Below are 262 nucleotides of genomic sequence, written 5' to 3'. Positions count from 1 at the left end.
GACCAACTCGGTCTGCTGGAAGAAGGTGCGGACGAGGTATTCGAGGAAATCCTCGCCGCCGCTACGTCCTACTTCCAGACGCCCATCGCGCTCATTTCCATCCTCGACCATCAGCGCCAGTGGTTTCGCGCGAGCATCGGCCTCGATATCCGGCAGACGCCGCGACGGGATTCATTCTGCGCCTATGCGATCCTGGGCAAGGGAGTATTCGAGGTGGCCGACGCCACCCTCGACCCGCGCTTCCGGGACAACCCCTATGTGC

The 262-nt window shown here is 62.6% G+C and carries 1 pseudogene; it reads left to right on the top strand.

What is annotated here, in order from left to right:
- Nucleotides 1-262 (top strand): annotated as a pseudogene (locus tag ACLJNW_RS25990) (GGDEF domain-containing protein); the annotation flags it as partial.

This window comes from Salmonella sp. SAL4457, from assembly GCF_046548235.1.
Taxonomy (GTDB): Bacteria; Pseudomonadota; Gammaproteobacteria; order Enterobacterales; family Enterobacteriaceae; genus Salmonella; species Salmonella enterica.
The sequence above is the reverse complement of the archived record's forward strand: the minus strand, read 5'-3'. Positions and strand labels throughout refer to the sequence as shown.